Origin of the sequence: Sorangium sp. So ce302, from assembly GCF_051530145.1 — a bacterium.
Classification (GTDB): domain Bacteria; phylum Myxococcota_A; class Polyangia; order Polyangiales; family Polyangiaceae; genus Sorangium; species Sorangium cellulosum_B.
Genome location: NZ_CP150326.1, coordinates 2873461 through 2891379 on the forward strand (window position 1 = coordinate 2873461; position 17919 = coordinate 2891379).

The 17919-nt window shown below is 70.7% G+C and carries 13 protein-coding genes; 5 read left to right on the forward strand and 8 right to left on the reverse strand.

All coding sequences use genetic code 11. The annotated features are described in order from the left end of the window. Window positions 1-3: 3 nt before the first annotated feature. Genes WME73_RS11185 through WME73_RS11195 form a run of 3 tightly spaced genes read right to left on the reverse strand, consistent with a single transcriptional unit; the run spans window position 4 to window position 1762 of the window. Window positions 4-546, reverse strand: a complete 543-nt coding sequence (locus WME73_RS11185) for a MarR family winged helix-turn-helix transcriptional regulator (RefSeq protein ID WP_012234634.1) — start codon at window positions 544-546, stop codon at window positions 4-6. 32 nt (window positions 547-578) lie between these two features. Continuing rightward, window positions 579-1004: a RidA family protein gene (locus tag WME73_RS11190; RefSeq protein WP_437745450.1), complete on the reverse strand. Its 426-nt coding sequence runs from the start codon at window positions 1002-1004 to the stop codon at window positions 579-581. Continuing rightward, entirely contained in the window at window positions 1001-1762 is a 762-nt protein-coding gene (locus WME73_RS11195) for an SDR family NAD(P)-dependent oxidoreductase (RefSeq protein ID WP_437917377.1), read from the reverse strand. The genes WME73_RS11190 and WME73_RS11195 overlap by 4 nt, the downstream gene beginning before the upstream one ends. 227 nt (window positions 1763-1989) lie before the next feature. On the opposite strand from WME73_RS11195, the gene WME73_RS11200 reads away from it, so the two are divergent. Then, complete coding sequence (locus WME73_RS11200) at window positions 1990-2337, forward strand: hypothetical protein (RefSeq protein ID WP_437915662.1); 348 nt, start codon at window positions 1990-1992, stop codon at window positions 2335-2337. Continuing rightward, entirely contained in the window at window positions 2301-3095 is a 795-nt protein-coding gene (locus tag WME73_RS11205; protein ID WP_437917378.1) for a hypothetical protein, read from the forward strand. Before WME73_RS11200 ends, WME73_RS11205 begins: the two co-directional genes overlap by 37 nt. 56 nt (window positions 3096-3151) lie before the next feature. Here the strand turns inward: WME73_RS11205 and WME73_RS11210 are convergent, their stop codons facing one another. The 3 genes from WME73_RS11210 to WME73_RS11220 form a co-directional block, all read right to left on the reverse strand. Next, window positions 3152-3796, reverse strand: coding sequence for a Uma2 family endonuclease (locus WME73_RS11210; RefSeq protein WP_437745453.1), 645 nt, complete (start codon window positions 3794-3796; stop codon window positions 3152-3154). A gap of 162 nt (window positions 3797-3958) precedes the next feature. After that, the gene (gene sthA / locus WME73_RS11215) at window positions 3959-5356 is read right to left on the reverse strand and encodes a Si-specific NAD(P)(+) transhydrogenase (protein WP_437915663.1); all 1398 of its coding nucleotides are present in this window, start codon (window positions 5354-5356) and stop codon (window positions 3959-3961) included. Window positions 5357-5406: 50 nt separating this feature from the next. Further along, window positions 5407-5934 carry a tetratricopeptide repeat protein gene (locus tag WME73_RS11220; protein ID WP_437745455.1) on the reverse strand — a complete coding sequence of 176 codons (528 nt, stop codon included), beginning with the start codon at window positions 5932-5934 and terminating at the stop codon, window positions 5407-5409. A gap of 62 nt (window positions 5935-5996) precedes the next feature. Here WME73_RS11220 and WME73_RS11225 point away from each other — a divergent pair, with 62 nt between their 5' ends. From WME73_RS11225 to WME73_RS11235, 3 genes are all read left to right on the forward strand, one after another. Beyond that, a complete protein-coding gene (locus WME73_RS11225) occupies window positions 5997-8057 on the forward strand; it encodes a hypothetical protein (protein ID WP_437915664.1) in 2061 nt (686 codons plus the stop codon). A gap of 107 nt (window positions 8058-8164) precedes the next feature. Continuing rightward, window positions 8165-8938, forward strand: coding sequence for a hypothetical protein (locus tag WME73_RS11230; protein ID WP_437915665.1), 774 nt, complete (start codon window positions 8165-8167; stop codon window positions 8936-8938). Window positions 8939-8975: 37 nt separating this feature from the next. After that, a complete protein-coding gene (locus WME73_RS11235; RefSeq protein ID WP_437915666.1) occupies window positions 8976-9542 on the forward strand; it encodes a hypothetical protein in 567 nt (188 codons plus the stop codon). Between the two features lie 1089 nt (window positions 9543-10631). Here the strand turns inward: WME73_RS11235 and WME73_RS11240 are convergent. Both WME73_RS11240 and WME73_RS11245 read right to left on the reverse strand, forming a co-directional pair. Then, window positions 10632-10991 carry a hypothetical protein gene (locus WME73_RS11240; RefSeq protein ID WP_437915667.1) on the reverse strand — a complete coding sequence of 120 codons (360 nt, stop codon included), beginning with the start codon at window positions 10989-10991 and terminating at the stop codon, window positions 10632-10634. 38 nt (window positions 10992-11029) lie between these two features. Continuing rightward, complete coding sequence (locus WME73_RS11245; protein WP_437915668.1) at window positions 11030-17893, reverse strand: DNRLRE domain-containing protein; 6864 nt, start codon at window positions 17891-17893, stop codon at window positions 11030-11032. Window positions 17894-17919 lie beyond the last annotated feature (26 nt).

The following is a 17919-nucleotide window of genomic DNA, read 5'->3' on the forward strand; positions in this document are numbered from 1 at the left end:
CGATCAGGGCTTCGTCCGCGTGCGCCGCGGGGGGCTCCGCGCGCTTCGCTCGGCGTGCGCGCGGGCGCTGCCGGGGCGCGACGGGACGGGCATGTCCGGCTCGCGGAGCGTGGTGCGCAGCTTGTCGAGCAGCCGCGTCAGCGTGGAGAGCTCGGCCGGGCTCAGCCCGGAGAACACCTTCGCCACGCGCGCGGCGTGCCGCCGCTCGGCGTCGCGGAACGCGCGCTGCCCCTTGGCGGTCAGGTGCACCCGCCACGCGCGGCGGTCGCTCGGGTCGGCCCGCCGCTCGACCATGCCGTCGCGCGCCGCGCGATCGACGAGCCCGGTGAGGTTGCCCGCCGTGACGAGCATGCTGCGGGAGAGCGACGCGAGCGTCTGCCCGTCGCTGCGCACGAGGTTCGCCAGGAGGTCGAAGCGCGGGAGGGTCATCTCGTGCTCCAGGTCCTCCCGGATGGCCGCGAGCGCGCGCTTGTGGACCGCGAGGATGCGCACCCAGGCGCGCACGGCGGCCTGGTCGCCGCGCGCGCTCTCCGGCGGGGGGACCACGGCGAGCGGCCGCCTCGCCGGCGCCCCGCGCCTCACGGGCCGCCCCCGCCGCGCGCGTCGAGCGCCGCGACGGCCTCGATCTCCACGAGCGCGCGCCGCTCGACGAGCCCCGCGACGCCGAGGAGGGCCATCGCCGGGAAATGCTTGCCGAACCGCGCCCGCCACGCGGCGCCGATCGCGCGGAGCGAGCCCCTGTACGCCTCGAGATCGGTCACGTAGACGGTCATGCGCGCGACGTCGCCCGGCTCCCCGCCGGCGGCCGCGACGACCGCGAGCACGTTGTCGAGCGCCTGGGCGAACTGCTCGGCCAGATCGTCGCTCCGGAACCGCCCGGACGCGGGGTCCCACCCGATCTGCCCCGCGATGTGCAGCGTCCTGCCGCTCGTCACGACGCCGTTGGCGTAGCCTCGCGGCGCAGGCCACCCGGCCGGCTGCACGATCTCGAGATCGCCGTTCACCGCATCACCTGCCCCCCGTCGACCGGGATCGCCTGGCCATGGATGCTGCGCGCCTCGTCGCTGCAGAGCATCGCCACGACGAGCGCGACCTCGCCGGGCTCGACCATCCGGCCCTGAGGCGACATCGACTCGAGCGACCGCCGCGCCGCGTCCTCGCCCCGCCCGGTCTTCTCGGCGATGCGGGAGATCGCCTCGTCCGCCATCCTCGTGTTCACCCACCCGGGGCAGACGCAGTTGATGGTCACCGGCGTCCGGGCGATCTCCAGCGCGATGGCGCGGGTCATTCCGACCATGGCGTGCTTCGACGCGCAGTACGCGGTCGAGTAGGCGCACCCGACGAGCCCGGCGGTCGAGGCGACGTTGACGACGCGCCCGAACCCGCGCGCGATCATCTTCGGGATCAGGGCGCGGCAGAGCGCGAAGGCGCCGGTCACGTTGACCGCGAGCATGCGGTCCCAGAGCGCGTCGCTGGTCCTGTCGAACGGCGCGCTCTCGGCGACGCCCGCGTTGTTGACGAGCACGTCGATGCGCCCGAGCTGGGCTTCGAGCGCGGCGATCGCCGGCGGCGCGCCCTCGCGATCGCCGACGTCGAGCTGGACGGCGACGCCCCCGATGGCCGCCGCCGTCTCCTCGATCTCGGCCTGCGTGCGGCCTGCGACGGCGACGCGCGCGCCGCCCTGCGCGAGCCGCTCGGCGATCGCCCGGCCGATGCCGCGACCCCCACCCGTGACGAGCGCGATCCTGCCTTCCAGGGACATCCGGAGCACCTAAATCATATATATATGAAGCACAAGCCGAAGTCACCCTCGTCGGCGCGCGCTGCGGCGCCCGCTCGCTGAGGTCGGAGTCGGCCACCTCGCGACGGAACGCGCGGCTCGGCCTCGTTTTCCTCGCTCTCTCCTCGCTCGTCTGGAACGTAGTGGGTGGAGAGCATGGACGAAGACCAGAGCGGGCGTGGCCGAACGATCTGCGCCGCGAGGGCGACATGGTCCGGCTCGACGGCCACCACAACCCGCGGCGCCTCAGGATCCTGGACGAGTACATCCACGAGATGGACTCGGTCCTCGACGGCTTCTTCCGGGCTCGCCGGAGCGCGGAGCACGAGCTCCACCCCGCGATCTCGCTCGCGCAGTCGATCGTCGACGTGGTCGATCCGATCTACTACGCTGCGCGCCTGTTCGTCGCGCCCCGCGACGGCTTCGCGCCGAAGAGCATCTACATGACCGAGAGCATCAACCGGATGGCACCGGCGACACGTTCGCGCAGCCTCGCGGCATCGAGATGCACGCCGTGGCGATGGGCTTGCCGCTGCAGCTGCCGGCGGGCGCCGTGAGCGCGGCCGGCGCGCTCGCGTCGCGCGTCGCCGCGCTGCTCGCATGCGCTGGCGTGGAGGCGCGGCCCCCGGCGGCAGGGGCGGGCGCGTGGTCCCTCGCGCTGACCGAGCCGCCGGATCTCGCGGCGCTCTACGCGGCGGCGGACGGCATCGCGCTCCCGGACGGCACGCTGATCCTGCCGCGCGGCGACGTCGCGCGGGCGACGGCGTGGCTCGCGGAGGAGCGCTCGCTCGACTGGGCGCGCGACCTCCTGGTCATCGGGGAGCGGGAGGATCTCGTCATCGTGCTCGACCTCGACGTCGCGGGCGCGCGCGCCGGGGGCGGCGTGCTCGAGGCGCCGACCGACGGGCTCGCCTCGTTCCAGCGCGTCGCCCGCTCGGTGGTCGGCTACCTGGAGCGGCGCCTCGGCGTCGCAGGGGCCGAGGCCGCGGCGCCCGAGGTGCGGGCGCGCGAGGCCGCGGCGCGCCGCGACCTCCCGGCGCTCGTCGAGGCGCTCGCGGAGGCGATGTACCCGGGCGCGGAGCGGCAGGTCGCGCACGCGGCGCTCACGCTGGGCGCGCTCCTGTCGGAGCGCGGGGACGAGGCGGCGCTGGACGCCTTCGCGCGCTCGGTCGAGGCGCGGGTCGCGGCGGCGCCGCGGGGCGCCGCGGGGCCGGAGCGGCTCGCGGCGTGGCGCGCGTGCGAGATCGTGGCGCGAGAGGCGGGGTCGGAGGCGATCGCCGCGGCGTGCGCGGCGCGGGCGAGCGGCGGGGGGTAGGAGGCTGGTCGCGAAGCGCCTCGGTGGACGGCGCTTCGTCGCTCAGCGGACCGAGCTCACCTGGCGCCCCGCTCCCGGAGCCTCGCGCGCCACGCGCGCACCACGGTCGTCTGATCCCCCTTGCGCAGCATGAACTCCGTCAGCCCCACGACGTCGAGCCCCGGCAGGAGCCGGCTCTGCCCCACCTCCGCGTAGCCGTCCGGGCCGAGGAGGTGGATGGAGAGCTTTCCCTTCTTCAGGAACCAGACCTCGGGCACGCCGAGCCCCGCATAGACGGAGAGCTTGTTGATTGTCCCGCTCTTCTCGATGATCTCGATCGCGAGCTCCGGGATCTCGCCGTCCTCGACCGTCCCGAGCACGTAACACTCATCCGGCTCTACGCCCCGCTCCGCGAGCCTCTTGCGGACGGTCATGCTGCCGTACCCGCTGAGAGGCAGCTCCGCCTCCTCTGCGTAGGCCTCGACGAGGCGGGCAAGGATCGTCTTCCGCCCCTCGTGCGGTCCGCCCGGGCTCATCAGCTCCAGCACTCCCTCGCAGTACGTCACCCGCACGCCCGCTCGGTCGCCGAGGGCGGCCAGGATGGCCTCGTACTCCTCCCACGAGACGTCATGAACGACGAAGAGCTGGTCTTCCGAGCCGTTCGCCGCGCCCGCGTCGGCGGCGCCGGCAGGGGGGACGAGGAGGGGTGCAGCGGCGGCCATGACAGCGTGCTCCTCCGGGGAGTATCACCCCCGCGCCGCGCGCTGGCAACCGCCGATCCGAGCGCCCGCGCGCCGCTGCCCTCCTCGACAGCCCTGACGCACGCCACGGACTCGCCGGACGCTGCCAGGGGCGGCCCGGGGGCGCTCGGGTGCCGCGCGCCCTCAGAACACGCGCCCCAGCCCGTCGAGCGCCGCGACGCGGTAGGCCTCGGCCATGGTGGGGTAGTTGAACGTCGTGTTCACGAAGTACCGGATCGTGTTGTGCGGCGCAGGTTGCGACATGATCGCCTGCCCGATGTGGATGATCTCCGCGGCGTTCTCGCCGAAGCAGTGGATCCCGAGCAGCGCGAGCGTCTCGCGGTGGAAGATCAGCTTCAGCATCCCGACCTGCTGGCCCGTGATCTGCGCGCGCGCGAGCGTCTTGAACGTCGACTTTCCCACCTCGTAGGGCACCTTCTCCGCCGTGAGCTCCCGCTCGCTCTTGCCCAGCGACGAGATCTCGGGCGTCGTGTAGATGCCCGTGGGGATGTCCCGGACCAGCTTGTCGTCGGCGTGGCCGCAGATGTGGCTGGCCGCGTACCGGCCCTGGTCGTAGCTCGCGCTCGCGAGCGCCGGGAAGCCGACCACGTCGCCGACCGCGTAGATGTGCGGCTGGCTCGTCTGGAAGGTCTCGCTCACCTCGAGCTGACCGCGCTTGTTCGGCGTGATGCCGACGCTCTCCAGGCCGAGATCGGCCGTGTTGCCCGACCTCCCGTTGGCCCAGAGGAAGACCTCGCTCCGGAGCTTCTTCCCGCTCTTCAGGGAGAGCACGACGCCCTCCTTCGTGGCCTCGACCGCCTCGTGCTCCTCGCCGTTCAGGACGCGGATCCCCTTGTCGCAGAAGTGGTACCCGAGCGCGTCGGTGATCTCGTCGTCGAGGAACTCCAGGAGGTGGGAGCGCGTGTTCACGAGGTTCACGGCGACCTGCATGTTGCGCAGCATCGACGCGTACTCGCAGCCGATGACGCCCGCCCCGAAGATGGTGATGCTCCGGGGGGTGTGATCCATGCGCAGCAGCGTGTCGCTGTCGAAGACGCGCGGGTGGCTGAAGTCGATGTCGGCCGGCCGGTACGGGCGCGAGCCGGTCGCGATGACGAAGCTGTCGGCCGTGTACCGCCGGCGCTGGCCGCCGTCGCTCTCCACCTCGATCGTGTGCGGATCGACGAACCTGGCCTGCCCCGGAACGAGCTGGACGCGGTTCCGGTCGTAGAAGCTCTCGCGCAGATCGACCTGCTCGTCGATGACGCGGTTCGCGGTCGCGAGGAGCTCGGCGAACGGGTACTCCGGAACCACATCCATCCGCTTGTAGATGGGGCTCTGGTTGATCAGGTTCATGTGGTAAATCGCGCGGCGCAGCGCCTTGCTGGGGATCGTCCCCCAGTGGGTGCAGCCCCCGCCGACCCGCGCGTAGCGCTCGATCGCCGCGACCGATTTGCCGTGCTTCGCGGCCGTCATGGCGGCGCCTTCGCCGCCCGGCCCCGTGCCGAGGATGATGAGATCGAAGTGCGGGGTGGTCACCATCGAGTTCCTTGCCTCCGGCGCGCCGAGCGCGCGCGTGCGCCGAGAGAAGGCTACTCGAACTGGAGCGGCTCGTCGTCGCCCCCGACGCCGAGCATCTCGAGGATCTGCCGCACCTCCATCGCGGCCTCGACCTCCGGGCCCGCGTCCAGGAAGCCCTGGAGGTGCTTCCGCGCGAGCGCGCGGTTGCCGCGGGCCGCGTACGCCAGCCCCATCGCGTGCATCGCCTCGCCGTCCTTCGGGAACCGGCGGAGCGCCTCCTTCGCCTGCGCGATCGCGCCGTCCGTGTCGCCGAGGCGACGGAGCGCGTGCGACAGGCCGACCCGCGCCCCGAGGAAGCTCGGCGCGAGCCGCACGGCGGCGCGGTACGCGTCGCGCGCCGGATCGAGCTGGCCGAGCTCGTAGAGCGCGTGCCCGAGCAGGTTGTACGCGTACGGGTTCGACGGGGAGGCCTTGATCACGTCGCGCAGCGCGACGAGCGCCTCCTGGACTTGCTCCTCTTGCAGGAGCTCGGCCGCCTCCTCGACGGCCTCCCAGTGGGCGGCGTCGACCGATTCGTCCACCACGGCTCTGAGCACCATGGCCCGCAGTCTAGCCAGATTCGGCGCGCCGTCCTGGGCTCCTTCGTGGTACCGGCCGGGCGGTGAGGCGCCCGCCGTGGATCCGGCCGCTCTTGTGGCACGCGAGCGCCGCGATCCCGGTGCTCGGCGCCGCCGCGGCGTTCTACGGGCCCGCGCTCGCCAGGACGGGCGGCGTCTGGCCGGCGCCCCTCGACGACGTCTACATCCACTTCGGGTTCGCCCGCGCCGCGGCCCTGGGCCACCCGTTCTCGTGGATCCCGGGCAACGGCTACTCCTCGGGCGGGACCAGCCTGGCGTACCCCCTCGCCCTGGCGCCCGGGTACCTGCTCGGGTTTCGCGGCGCGTGGCTCGGCCTCTTCGCCGCGCTCCTCGCGTGCGCCGCGCTGCTCGACCTCTGCCGATCGCTCCGGTGGCTGCTCGATCCGCGCGGCGGGCCCGGCGCCCCGTACTCCCGCTGGGTCGCCTGGGCCGCGCCGCTCTTCGTCGTGGCCGTGCCGCTGCTCGACTGGAGCTGGTTCTCCGGGATGGAGCTCGCGCTGCTCGGCGCGGTGATGGGCCGAGCGCTCGTCGCGGTGCGGCGCGCCGAGCTCGCCCCGCCGGCGCAGCGCCCGGCCGAGCAGCTCCGGGCAGGGCTCCTCGCCGCGCTGCTCGTCGCGACGCGGCCCGAGGCCGTCGCGCTCGCGGCGCCGCTCGCGGTCGCCGTGGCCCACGCGGCGGGCTCGCTGGGCGCGGCGGCGTCGCTCGCGCGCGCGTCCCTGCCGACCGCGCTGCTCCTCGGTGTGCAGGCCGCCGCGAACCGCGCGCTCACGGGGGAGTGGAGCGCGGCGGGGGCGGTGCGCAAGCTCATCCTCTCGAACCCGTACCCGGCGCCGCTCGAGAAGGCGCTGGAGGTGATCAAGAACCTCGCCGCGCTGCGGGTGCAGGCGCTGGAGAGCGCGCTGGGCGGCCCGTCCTACGCCCTCCTCCTGCCGCTGCTCGGCGCGATCGCGGCGCTCGACCGGCGCGCGCGGCGCCTCGCCGTGCCGCTCCTGATCGGCGCCTACGGCTCGCTGCTCCTCGTCGCGCTCAACGCGACGGCGCGCTACCAGAACCTCCGCTACGCCGCCCCGGCGCTCGCGATGCTGCTCGTCGCGGCGGCCCTCGGGACCGAGGCGCTCGCGCGGCGGGGGCGGCTCGCGGCCGGCGTCGCCGCGGCGCTCGCGCTCGCGGCCCTCGCGGCGCCCTCCGCGTGGTTCGGGCGGCAGATCGACCACTTCGCCCGCTCCTCGGCCAACATCGCCGGGCAGCAGGTCGAGGTCGCGCGGCGCCTCGCCGCGCGCGAGCCGCGGCCGCGGCGGGTGCTGCTCGGCGACGCGGGCGCGATCCCGTACCTGTCGGGGATCCCCGCCATCGACGGGCTCGGCCTCGGCGGGTACCGGGGGATGCCGTTCGCGCGGGCCTCGGTGCACGGGGTCCCGGCCGTTGTCGAGCTCATCGAGCGGCTCGACGCCGCCGAGCGGCCCGACGTCTTCGCCCTGTACCCCTCGTGGTGGGGCGGGCTCGCGGACGTCTTCGGCCGGCGCGTCGACGCGGTGAAGATCGAGGACAACGTGATGTGCGCCGCGGACGAGAAGGTGATCTACGAGGCGGACTGGTCGGCTCTCGCGCCGCCGGGGGAGCGCCGCGACGGGGCCATCGACGAGGTGGACATCGCCGACCTGGTCGACGAGCGGGCGCACGGCTACGCGTTCCCGTCGCCGCGCGGCGGCTGGGTCGTCGGCGCCGTGCTGCGCGACGGGAGCGACGGCGGCGGCGCGCCGCGGTTCGACGCCGGCAGGATCATCCCCGAGGGGCGCGAGCAGTCGTTCGCAATCGGAGCGGCGGCCGCGGCCGCCGCGGCCGCCGCGAGCGCCCGCGGGCCCGCGCTGCTCGCGCTGCGCACCGACGGGGGCGGCCCGATCGCGATCGGCGTGGCGGTCGAGCGCGCCGCGGACGAGGCGCGCGTCGAGGTGCCAGAGCGCCCTCTGGACCGCTGGTCCGAGATCCGGGTGCCGCTGCGCGACGTCGCGCCGGGGGACCTTGTCCGGATCCGCGCGCTCCGGGGGACGTTCCGCAGCTTCCATGTCTGGCTGCTGCGGCCGTGATCGGCCCCCTTGCCGCCCGCGCGGCGCCCTCGTGGCGCGCGCCCGCGACACAGCGCGTCGCGAGCCACGGGGACGTCGCGCGACGGATCCATGGTAAGAGCCACCACGTGGCGAGGTGGTTCCGTGCGTCGGCCTTCGCGGCGACAGCTGGCAGGGAGGTGGCCTCGTTCGCGAGGCAGGCGGTCCTCCTGCCGTACGACACCCTCGCGCCGGTGATCCCTGACGGGGCGCGCGACGGCGACGAGGTGGTGGTCATTCTTCACGGGCTCTTCGCCTCCGCCGGCGTCCTCCGGCCGTTGCGCACGGCGATCGAGCGCCACGCCGCGATGTCTCGCGCCTCGCGGGCGCGCGGTCGGACGGACCCGGCGCGCGCCGAGCCGCCGTGGTCGGTCCACACGGCGACGATGTCCTACGCGCCGGGGCCCGGCGTCGAGGTGCTGTCGGCGCGCCTCGCGGCGCTCGTCGCGGCGCTCCCGGAGGGGGCGCGCTTGCACCTCGTCGGCCACAGCATGGGCGGCATCGTGTGCCGCTTCTTCGCGCAGGAGGTCGTCGATCCACGCATCGTGCAGACCATCTCCATGGCGAGCCCGTTCGGCGGCATCCCGCGCGCAGGGCTGCTCGGCTTCGGCGGCGCGCGCGATCTCGACGCGTCGAGCCCGGTCCTCCGGCGCGTCCTCCTCGGGACGGCGCGGTCGAGCATCCCGCACCTGTCGATCGTCGCGGGGGCCGACACGCTGGTCCGCTCGCCCATCGCGCACGCGCTGCCGGGCGGCGAGGTGCGGGTGATGGAGGGGCGGGGGCACAACACGCTCCTCTTCGATCCCGAGGTGGCCGCGCTCGTGGCGCGGCACATCGTCGAGCGGCGCAGCCCCGCGCGCTGACCTATCGCCGCTCGGCGCTTCGTGGTAGCTCGCTCGCGTGCGCTCGCCCATCGCCTGCCTCGCCGCCCTCGGGGCCTTGCTCGCCCCGCTCGCCTGGTCATCACCGTCGCGCGCGGACGCCTCCGCGTGGACCTTCGTGGGCGCCGGCGCGGTCGGCTGGAAGCAGGGCGAAAGCGATCTCGTCTTCGACGGCGCGCTGTCGTGCGACGTCGGCGTCGGGACCACGCCCGACGCGCCCGTCATCGTCGGCGGCCTGATGCGCGCGACGCCGATCCTCGACAGCGGCATCGATCTCGCGCTGCTCGCCCGGGTCGCGACGCGCGGCTTCCAGGCTGGCCAGCTGGGCCTTGCCCTCGACGCGGGCGGCTACCGCCGCTTCTGGGGCGCAGGTTCCACGGGCGTGGCCGGCGCGCTCACGCTGGGCGCGCCGCTCGGCATCAGCCTCTCGCTCCAGGGGAGCTACGGGACCGACAATGCGATGGCGTTCGCCGCCATCGCGGGCATCGACCTGCTGCGTCTCACCGTCTACCGGCAGTCGCTCCTGCCGCTGTGGCCGAACCCGTTCCCCGCGCAGCAGCGCGGGCAGGACGTCGCTTCGCGCTGAAGGGCGCGCGAGCGTCTCTCCGGACACGATGTGGAGCCATCGAGCCGGGAAGTGGGCGGTCGAGGATCGGGCGCGCGACGCGCATTGGCGCCGCCGACGCCGGTTGACCGGCGAAGTCGTGCCCCGGTAGGGTGCGGCCAGGGGGCGTCATGGATGTCGTCGCCGCGCTCGCCATCCTCCTCGCATTCATTCACGTTGCACCTCGCCGGATCGGATGTCACGCGCGGAGGGCTGTCCATAACCTAAGCAAGGCGAGGGCCGTCCCTGCCGCGACGGCGAGATCAACCGGAAGACGAGTCGAGCCTCTGTGGGATTGAAGTTCCCGGTCCCGCCGATACCGCGAATTGGCTGTGAACGAAGCGGGCGACGGGACGGGCCGGAATCGCGTGAGGCAGACCACCCCGCCCGGCCGGCATCAGCGGGGTGGTCTCATCGACGTGTTCTGTCTCTATGCCAAGAAACGGAGCTGCATCGTTGCTCAGCGATGGCCGCCTCGATGGCCTGGGTCGCTCTGCACCCGCAGCGACGGCACAGCGGAGCACACGAGCGCAAACTCGCCTTTGGTCATCGTCATGGAGCACAGCTGCTCGTGAGCTACCGACGCAAGCCAATCGTCAGCCCCTCTCAGGAGCACGAGATCCGTCGGCCGATCGGGCCATTCCCAATGGGTGTAGATCCTTGGCGACGACAAAAGTCCGTGCGCTTTCATGGTGTTGCGCGGCAGGTGCGGTCCCTGGGACCGCGCCCCTATCACATCGATGCAGACGCCCGTCGACGTAGCCGGTGGACTTGGCCCCCTGCGCCGTTCATGCCGTGCACTTATCCGCTGGCCCAGGAGCGAAGCCGCAGCCCAGGTTCGGCCGCGAGAGGCGAAAGAATAGGGGCGCGGGCGAGGCCACATTCGGCAAATACATGATATCGAATTTCATGAAGCACCTCTTAACATAAAAAACGATTCCAACGACGCCACCATGGCGTCCGAAGACACGGCAGGAATGTCGAAGCCCCCTGAGCGGCTTGCGCGGCCGCGCCTGCGCTCCGTCCCTGCCATGACGGAGCGCAAGCGAGAGCGCCTCGGGCGCTCCGTGTCTACTGGACGAGATCGTCGCGGCCTGCCCGGCGAAGCCGCTCCGCGATGTACTGCATGAGCTCCTGACGAGAGCGGTAGGGCCACAGCGCGATGGCGACGCACCTGGACGCGGATCTCAGCTCGATCATCCTATCGTTACCGCGAACGGAGACGATCTCGGTCCATGGGATCGGCCGCGACAGCGGGGAGGTGACCCCCTCGTCGGTGATCCTCACGAACGCCTGCCACATGGCCACCGCGGATACGGCCAGCGACGAGGCGACGAACATGGCAGCCATCTTGAGCGCATCCGGGCTGTTCCAGCGAAGCATGCACCACGCGAGCACCAGCGATGCAAGCCCCGGCGGAATCAGGCTCACGACAGCAATGACCGCCCACCGCCGCCTCGTCGGAATGTTCATTTTGACGGTCCGTTCGAGTAATAGCCGGCCGCTCCGTTCACGCCGATGCTCTGCCCAGACATCACCGCGAACACCTTCGGAGTATCGTTCAGAGATCTAGCGAACGCTGCGTCGATAGCACCGCCGCGGACCGAGCCTTCGACGAACCCCCCGGTCGCGGCGGGTGCGGGAGACGCCCAAGAGGCGAAAGCTCCACCTACGAAACCGAGGAGCGCCGAACCGGCGAGGCCCTCCATCGTCGGATCCTGTCCGTAGTAGGCGGATGTGGCAAGGTACTGGCCTTCGCTGATGAAGCCACCGATCGCCCCGCTGGCCCACACTCCAGTTCCAAGCCAGCCAACACCGAGACCGGCGAGCCCTCCAGCCACTGCCGCGATGCCGGCCTCTCCGTAGTCCACGCAGCTGAAGCCCTTCGTCATTCCCTGCACGATGATCGAACCCACGCCGCCCGCCACGAATCCGATCGCCCCCGTCACCGCAATCGCGACCCTCCCGTTTTGATCGACGTAATTGATGGGGTCGTCGTTGCTGTAGGCGTAGAAGTTCAGCCCGCCGGCGAAGCCGGTCGGGTCCTTCGAAATCCAGCGCCCGACGCTCGCGTCGTAGTCCCGTGCTCCGAATCGAACGAGCTTCGTCTCCCGGTCGTACAGACCACCCGCGAATCCAAACGGCTGGAACCCCGGGTTCGTGTCGAGCATGACGTTGCCCCACTCGTCGTAGTCGACCCGCTGAGCGATCTGCCCGCTCGCCACGTCCACGACGAGCCGCGGGCTGCCGAGGTGGTCCGTGAGGATGCGGTATGTCGCGCCGGCCTTGATCATCAGGTCCGGCACATTGCGCCCCTGCCCGTAGATGAAGCGCGCCACCACGTTGCCCGCGCCGTCGAGCTCCGCCGCCGGCTGGAGGGCGCTCCGGTAGAGGAACCCCTGGACGTTGATTCCGTTCCGCTGCTTCCAGATACGATGGCCCTCGCCGTCGACCAGATAATCGATCTCCGTGCCGTCTGGCAGGTCAACCTGTCGCAGGCTGCCACGGGCATCGTACGTGAAAGTCGTTGTGCCTCCCGTCGCCGTGTCGGTCACGCTCGTCTGGTCGCCGGCCGGGCTCGTCACGTACGTCTTGGTCCCGTACGTCATCAGCCGGTCCTGGTCGTCATAGGTGCCGCCCTCCGCCCCTGCAGGCGACGTGCGGGCGATGCGGTTACCGTTCGCATCGTAGTCGTAGTGCGCGGCGAGCACGCCGTCTCGGAGCACGTCGGTGAGCCGCCCGGCCAGGTCGTACTCGTAATCGTAGACATGCGTCTCTCCCAGGATCGTCTCCGTCCGCTGGTCGATGCGCCCGAGGACGTCTGGCGTATAGCTCACCTGGTAGACCACGGAGCTAGCTGCCTGCGCCACGTACGCCTGGACGCCGCCGTCGGGATCGGGGGTCACCGTGTCGCTGACGACGCCGGCACTGCTCCCGGTGTACAGCCCGTTCTGCGGATGGCGATGCATCGTGAGACCGCCGATCTGGTTGAGGAAGCCGTCGGTGTCGTAACCGAAACTCATCGCTGCGCCGCCGCTGACCGTCTCGCTGCTGATGCGGAAGTCGTTGTCGTAAATCCAGCTCACCACGCGCGATCCGCTCCCGAACCCGGCGCCTGTCCACGTGCGACTGGTGATCAGCGCGCCGTCGTAGTCGAAGCCAAGCGAGACGCCGGATGGCCCCGTCATGCTGACGAGTTTGCCCGTCGTCGGATGATACGCGAAGCCGATATTTCCCATGCCGAGCGGCAACGTCACCTGACTGAGACGGCCGGTCGCAGGCTCCCGCGTGTAGACGCTGGCCGGCTCGCCGGGACGGGTCGAGCCCGTAAGCAGGCGATCCAGGTCGTAGGACCAGGAGGTCGCTGTGGGGATCGATCCGGCGTCAGGGGCAATGCACTCGTCCAGCAGATCTGCCTGGGTGTAGCCGAACGTGTGCTCCGGCCGATCCGGTGGAGTGATCGTATGAAGACGTCCGCCAGGATAGTAGCTCGCATCGATGATCTCCTCGTCGGCCCTCGTCACCTGCCTTTCTCGGCCGACCGCATCATGGATGAACTGTTCGGTGCGAAGCAACGGATCCGTCGCGCTCGCCAGCCATCCGTCCTCGTAGGTGTAAGTCCAGGTCTTCGCTCCTTGGGACATGGTATGCAGCCGGCCATCCGGATAGTACGCAAAATTGACCGGAGAAATGCCGGAGAGCGCGACGCTTTCAACTCGACCCTGCGGAGTCAGCGTGGTCGTCATGCTTCGCCCAGACGGCGACGTCGAGACAACGGTGTTCGTAGCTTTATTGAAGACCTGCGTAAACGGGCGCCCATTGATCGTGGTCATATCGGTGAGCGACGAAAGGCTCAGTGGGTTATTGGGATTCGCCAGCATCGCGGAGCGTGCCCCGGTGACCTGCCGCGTCCTCCCGAGAGGCGTCGTGGTCGTCTCTCGCTTGAGGATGGGCGCCTGCATTCCAAAGCGCGTGTCTCCCGTGACCTCGCGGGAGGTCACGGTGCCGTCCGGCGCCGTGATCGTTCCGATGCCGGTCGTCGCGGCCTGCATCACCGTGGAGAGGCCGTCCGAGCCAGTGAACGTGCGCCGTTGGCTGCCGTCCGAAAGATCCTCGACCCTGTACGCCTGCGTCCGCCCTTCTGCTGTGGTGATGGTGACCTGGTAGTCCGCATCCGTGCCCGTCCGGCTGAGCGCCTTGTAGCCGCCCGCCGGATCGGCATCTCTGGTGAGACGTCCTTCCGCATCGTACTGGAACTCGTGGACTCGATTCAGCGGATCGCGCAAGGATCGGAGGAGGCCGCTGTTCGGGTAGTACTCCAGCGTCGTCGTCTCAATCGCAGGGTTCGTCACGGTCCAGAGGAGTCCCTCCGCATCCAGCGAGAGCGACGTGGACTGCCCCGTGGGCGCGACGATGGCCGTCGGGGCGCCGCTCGCATCGCGCAGGATCTGCGTCACTTGATTGTTGACGTCGGTGACCGTCGTCAATCGCCCTCCGGCATCATAGCCGAACTGAAAGCGTGTCACGCCGAGGAGCGCGTCGAACGTGGAGAGGTGGCGTCCCGTCTCGTCGAGCACGTAGAGCTCGGCCCCGTCCTCGCTAGCCACGGCGACGTTGCTCATCGAAACTCCCGGGAGCGCCGCCCCGACGCGGGCGATGATCCCGCTGTCGTCGCTGCTGCCGTGATCAGCGAGCAGGAAACCTCCGAGCGGTGTTGCCAGGAGCGCGCGGGGCGAGAGCAGTTCGGCCGCGGCCGCCGGAGCGCCAAGATTGCAATGCTTGATGGTGCAAGGATAAGTCCGATTGGCAGGGTTGCCGACGACCGTGTAGATGAAGCCGGTCGGTGCGATGCGACGGACGACCGGCATGCTGCCGAGCTGGACGAGTGGATTTTGCGAGACGTAATAGACACTTCCATCGGGGCCAAGCGCGAGATCTCCAGGGATGCCGATCCGAGCCGTCGTCGCCAGTACCCCGTTTGTGGTCGGTCCGTACTCGTTCCCGCCCGCGATCGTGGTGACGATGCCGTTCGGGTCGATGCGCCGGATGCGGTTCCAGCAGTTAGGGCAGGCGGTGTTGAGGTTCGCCGGGGCATCGGAGACGTAGAAGCTGCCGTTCGGCCCGAGCACGACACTCTTGAGGTCGGTGAACTTGGCCTGGACCGCCGGGCCGCCGTCGCCGGAGTAGCCCCTCTCCCCGGTGCCTGCCACCGTGGTGATGATCCCCTGGGGGTCCACCTTGCGGACGAGCGAGCTCTCCGCGATATAGAGGCTACCATCTTGAGCGATCGCGATGTCCTGAATGAACCCACCGACGCCGACCGAGGTTGCAGGGACGTTATCCTCTTTGGTGGCGACATAGCTGCCGTTTCCGGCGGCGGTGGTGATGGTCCCGTCGGGAGCCACCCGCCGGACGCGAAGGCGGTCGCTGATGTAGAGGCTGCCATCCCGCGCGATCGCGAGGGCGCCTGGACTGTCCAGTCTCGCCGTAGTGGCGGGTCGATTGTCGCCGTTGTACCCGCTCACGCCGCTGACGCCGGCGACCGTGGTGACCACCCCATCAGCAGATATCTTCCGGACGCGAGAGCTCACCTGGTCGGAGTAATAGATGGTTCCGTCCGGCCCGAGCGCGAGTCCCGACGGCCTGCCGATGTACGCCGTGTCCCTGCTGAGGCCATCGGCGGCTGCGGCTGGGGTCGCGCTGCGAGGGATCTCGCCGGCAACGCGCTCGAAGACCGAGCCGATGTTCCGGACGTCGCGCCGCGTTCCGTCGCCGAGGGCGAGAATGGATCCGACGGGGTCGAAGGCATGGTGGACGTCGAGGCTCATGCCTCCAAGCGCTGCGGAGCCGTTCGTCGAGCTCGATCCGATGAGGCCTTCCCAGCGGCGCGCCAGGGCGATCTCCTGCCGCGTCCTGCTCCCGACGATCATCACGTTCGATGGCGCGGCGAAGGATCTCTGCGCCGCCCCCCCCGAGCCTCCACCCCCGCCCGAGCTGCCTCCCCCCGAGGCCATCGTCACGTTCGCAGCGGGCACGGTGTAGACGCCGTCATAGGCATGCTGGAGCTCGACCACGACCGCCTGCTTTCCCATGAGCAAGCGCCCGAGCGCGTCTCGGCCGTCCCACTCGAAGGTGTATTTCTGGTTGGGCTCGCAGGGGCAGGTAATGCTCGGTGAAAAGATCCTCCCGGCGACGCTGATCTGGAGATCGATCCGCTTGAGGAGCGGGTGCACTCCCGCCTTCGTCACGGGGATCTCGAGGCGGTAATTCTCCTTGCGCCCGATCGTCCGATCGCTCTGGTAATGCAGGCGAAAGGGCGTGCCGCTGACGGGCAGGCGCTCCCCCAGGATCTGGTTTTCGCACTCGATGATCGAGCCGGATTGCTTGCACGGTTTGTCGAGGCACTTCTTTGAGCTGCGGTTGCCGTCGCCGTCGCCATCGCCGCCGCCCGGGTCAGGCGGCGGTTCCGGAGTCGGATTATTCGGCGGGCTGCCCGGCCAGTTGGCATCGTATGGGGTGAAGTGCGTGACCTGGACCCGCCAGAGGGTTGTCCCCGCCGCATACAGCGTGGCCAGCTCCTCCAGCTCCTCCGCGCTGATCCCGATCGCGGTGAGCTCGCTCGCGTCGTCGGCCACGCCGTCGCCGTCGATGTCCACCGAGGCGACGCCGCCGCTCACGCCGAGGATCTCGACGATGCGCCCGTCTTCTTCCGGGATCCACGCCCCTTTTCGCGCGTCGTAATAGCCGAGCGGCACGGCCATCCCGACCGGGAAGTCCAGGAAGTTTTCGACATAGAACGGGATAGGTCTGTCGAACTCGACCCTCGTTGCCCCCGCGGCGACCGCCTCGTCGAGCCCAAGCTCCACGGCATACGTGTATCCGCTGGTCGGCGGCAGGGTGCCCGGCATCGCCTCGGGCCCGTTCGGACCGACCGTGTACTCGGTCGCGCGCACGTGCACCTCGGCCGGCAGCGCGACGGTCGTCGTTGCCCCCGGTGGGCCGCTCGCGTCCGGTACGGTCATCGTTCCCATCGTGCCCGGGGGAAAGAGCAACGTCGCCTGACGCTCACCGCTCTCGTCCGACTGAACGCTCCCGCGGGCCACCTGGACCTCCATCGTGCTGCCAAGCGCGACGGGCGTCACCACGGGATCGCTCTCGATCATCACCACATCAGGCGCCTTGGACCACTGCTGCCACTGGGTCCCGACATGGCGCTGCACCGGCAGATAGCCGGACTTCTCGTACTTCACCGTGAGCGGCTGGCCTCCCCGGACGACCAGCTCGAACACCCCGTCCGCGCGCGTGAGGACCTGCCCGTAGCTGGCCGCGTCCCCCGCGCCATGGTCCAGCACGCTCACCTTGACGCCCGAGAGCGGGACGCCGGCGCGCGTCGCGACCTTGCCCTTGACGACCGCGACCGTCACGACGTCGATCGTCCCCGGGCTCACGCCCGTCTGCGGCGCGTCCGGTCCCTGGTAGATGCAGCCCACGGCGTCGATGAGCCGCGTGGCCACGGTCGGGTCCAGCGCCGGACAGGCGACGTGCGTCACCGCGCCGGTCGCCGGGTCGCACGTGTCGATCGTGCTCGGATCGCTGTCGTCGGTCGCGATCGGCGTATGCAGAATACCCAGCACCGGGTCACAGGTATCGGTCGTGCACGCGTCGCCGTCGTCGAGCGTGCCGGTGCAAGTCGGCGCGGTCGTGTAACAGACCTCGAGGCTCGGCCGCTCGGCCACATTCGGTTCCTCGCTGCTCCGGAAGGAGGTGGTGAGGACCGGCGCCTCTTCCAGCAACACGCCGTGATTCGGGGTGGTCCCCGCAAGCCACGCCGCGGTGAGCGCGGTCAGATCGGCCGAACGCATGCCGACGCCGGGAAGCGACTGAAATGAGGCCGCGATCGCCGGGTCGAAATCGGTACCGTTCGCCAGGCTCTGCCAGGTCACTGTCGGCTCGGTCCACGGCGAGAGGATCCGGTGGATGTTGATGGTGCTGGTGCTGGTATCGTCCCGGTAGATCTGCCGGAGGCGCAGCGTCGCGGAGACGACCTGCGCCTCGGTGGGCACCGGCGAGAGGTCGAAGCGGAGGACGGCGTGCCGCACGCCGAAGCCGGCCAGCGTGCCCGTGCGGAGCAGCACGGTCGAGTCGGTCCAGGTCGGGTACGTCTCCCAGATCGTCGCGTCCTCAACCGCGCCGAGCGTACCGCGCTGGATTGTCACGCACGTCGGGTCCTCGGTGCCCGCCGCGAGCTTCGCGGTGCCGTGCAGCTCCTCCTCCGGTGAGCTCGAGCTGCACGCGGCGCCGGTCGCAGTTGCGCTGAACAGGACACCCCCCATCAGCAGGGAGTACTTCCGCCAAGCGT

What these genes read in the sequence shown, in the direction of transcription:
- sthA (WP_437915663.1), bottom strand. Translation starts at nt 5,356, where the DNA reads ATGGTGACCACCCCGCACTTCGATCTCATCATCCTCGGCACGGGGCCG.
- WME73_RS11200 (WP_437915662.1), top strand. Translation starts at nt 1,990, where the DNA reads ATGGTCCGGCTCGACGGCCACCACAACCCGCGGCGCCTCAGGATCCTG.
- WME73_RS11220 (WP_437745455.1), bottom strand. Translation starts at nt 5,934, where the DNA reads ATGGTGCTCAGAGCCGTGGTGGACGAATCGGTCGACGCCGCCCACTGG.
- WME73_RS11195 (WP_437917377.1), bottom strand. Translation starts at nt 1,762, where the DNA reads ATGTCCCTGGAAGGCAGGATCGCGCTCGTCACGGGTGGGGGTCGCGGC.
- WME73_RS11205 (WP_437917378.1), top strand. Translation starts at nt 2,301, where the DNA reads ATGGGCTTGCCGCTGCAGCTGCCGGCGGGCGCCGTGAGCGCGGCCGGC.
- WME73_RS11245 (WP_437915668.1), bottom strand. Translation starts at nt 17,893, where the DNA reads ATGGGGGGTGTCCTGTTCAGCGCAACTGCGACCGGCGCCGCGTGCAGC.
- WME73_RS11210 (WP_437745453.1), bottom strand. Translation starts at nt 3,796, where the DNA reads ATGGCCGCCGCTGCACCCCTCCTCGTCCCCCCTGCCGGCGCCGCCGAC.